The 1,527-nt window shown below is 36.4% G+C and carries 2 protein-coding genes and 1 pseudogene; 2 read left to right on the plus strand and 1 reads right to left on the minus strand.

Annotated features, from left to right (window positions below; genetic code table 11):
* Both BK820_RS14850 and BK820_RS15835 read left to right on the plus strand, forming a co-directional pair.
* A partial coding sequence (locus BK820_RS14850; RefSeq protein WP_143045208.1) for a UTRA domain-containing protein occupies nucleotides 1-274 on the plus strand: 274 nt, incomplete at its 5' end.
* Nucleotides 275-646: 372 nt separating this feature from the next.
* A pseudogene (locus tag BK820_RS15835) lies at nucleotides 647-1,228 on the plus strand (IS4 family transposase); the annotation flags it as partial.
* Between the two features lie 19 nt (nucleotides 1,229-1,247).
* Here BK820_RS15835 and BK820_RS15560 read toward each other — a convergent pair.
* Nucleotides 1,248-1,421 (minus strand): hypothetical protein, encoded by a 174-nt coding sequence (locus BK820_RS15560; protein WP_004281965.1) that lies wholly within the window; start codon nucleotides 1,419-1,421, stop codon nucleotides 1,248-1,250.
* Between the last annotated feature and the right edge of the window lie 106 nt (nucleotides 1,422-1,527).

Here is a 1,527-nt window from a genome sequence, read left to right on the forward strand (position 1 = left end):
AAACGAATTTGGAAGGAAAGTGCTGAATTATAATGTGATTACTTCGGTCCAAGATGTCATTAAAAATCACTTTCATTATAATTACACGAGTAGTCAGTTAAAAATTAAAAATACCGGTGTGTCTCATTTTGAGAGCCAGCACTTAGGTATTCCTTTAAGTCAAACCGCCACTTATATTGAACGTATTTCAAAATCAGATGATCTAGTGATTGAATATGACATCGAAATCTGGTCACAGGACAAAATTGAAATGACCTTAGATATTCAAGCATAAGCTTATATTTATATCCTGCCCATTCAAATCCTAAGAAGTTAAATGGTTTTAGGATTTTTTTATTTTCTTAGATTAGACCTCCTTCATAAATCATTCTTACTCAGTTGCAAATTATAAATTCCAGCAACTAGATTGAATCTCAAAAAGGGGGGCTTTTAGCTGTATTGCGATAACGTTCTGAAAGCATTTTGAAAGTTTTTAGACTGCCAAATACATACTTAATTNTAGTTCAGGATCCAGTTTACAGCGGCTTTTGGCCTCTAATGGCAACAGGGTATTGGGATACAAAGTATAAATTCTTTGATAACCTCTATCTGTAAGAACAAAGGTTCCTGAAGGGATCTGGTTTAAATTGTGTTTGAACAATTCTAAATCAAGCGTAATTCTCAGCATGACTTTCATATCAGGATGCCAATATCAGCAAATGCCAAGAAACTTAATCCAACATTAGGGGGTATTGGGAAGTGCGTTTGATTGAAGTTGAGCAGGAAGGGAAAATTAGACGTTATATCACTTTATTAATAAACCCAAAGACATAGCCACTGATAGGCTTGGCGAAGCTTTATGCTCAGCGCTGGGAAATAAAAATGTGTTACCGAGAAATCAAAAGTGATTTACAGGAGGGCAAGCATTTGAGGAGCAAGCAACCTGATTTAGTTTATCAAGAATTATGGGGGGTATTGCCTATAATATTCTAAGAAGACAATGAAACATATGGCTCAACGTGCAAAAGTCAGTCCTTTGAGAACCAGCTTTCATATTGCATCTATTGGCATTCTGAATATATTAAGATTCGACTCTTTAGACTCCGCAGGTAATTTACCTAAACATTTAGAAAGTTTACTGGAAAAATCTAAGAGATATGTATTGCCTGAGAGGAGAGTGGGGAGTTGCCCACGAGTTGTGAAAGGAACACCACGGAAATACCCAAGAAAATGCCAGTCAATTTCTTAACTGACCGGCATTACTTTAATTAAGGGCTTTCAGATGATTCAGATTTTTTGTCTTTCTCATTTCCATAATCTAAAGCAACCTGTTGCGCTTCGGCGGCGGCAGTTGCTTCTATTGGGATGGATTCATCTGCAATAGCTACTGTTCCAGTAAATCCAAATAAGCTCAGGATTAGAATCTTTGAATACTTTTCCATCTGAATTTCCTCTGCGTTTCTAAAACTTAATTTCAGTGTAGAGGGTAAGTTTAAATTCCGATGTATGAGCTATGTCTGCATATGTATGAACCGTACCGGGTTTGTC

Source organism: Acinetobacter sp. LCT-H3, assembly GCF_001866125.1.
GTDB classification, from domain to species: Bacteria; Pseudomonadota; Gammaproteobacteria; order Pseudomonadales; family Moraxellaceae; genus Acinetobacter; species Acinetobacter schindleri.

Coding starts and splice junctions, on each gene's coding strand:
- BK820_RS15560 (WP_004281965.1), bottom strand. CDS start 1,421: ATGGAAAAGTATTCAAAGATTCTAATCCTGAGCTTATTTGGATTTACT.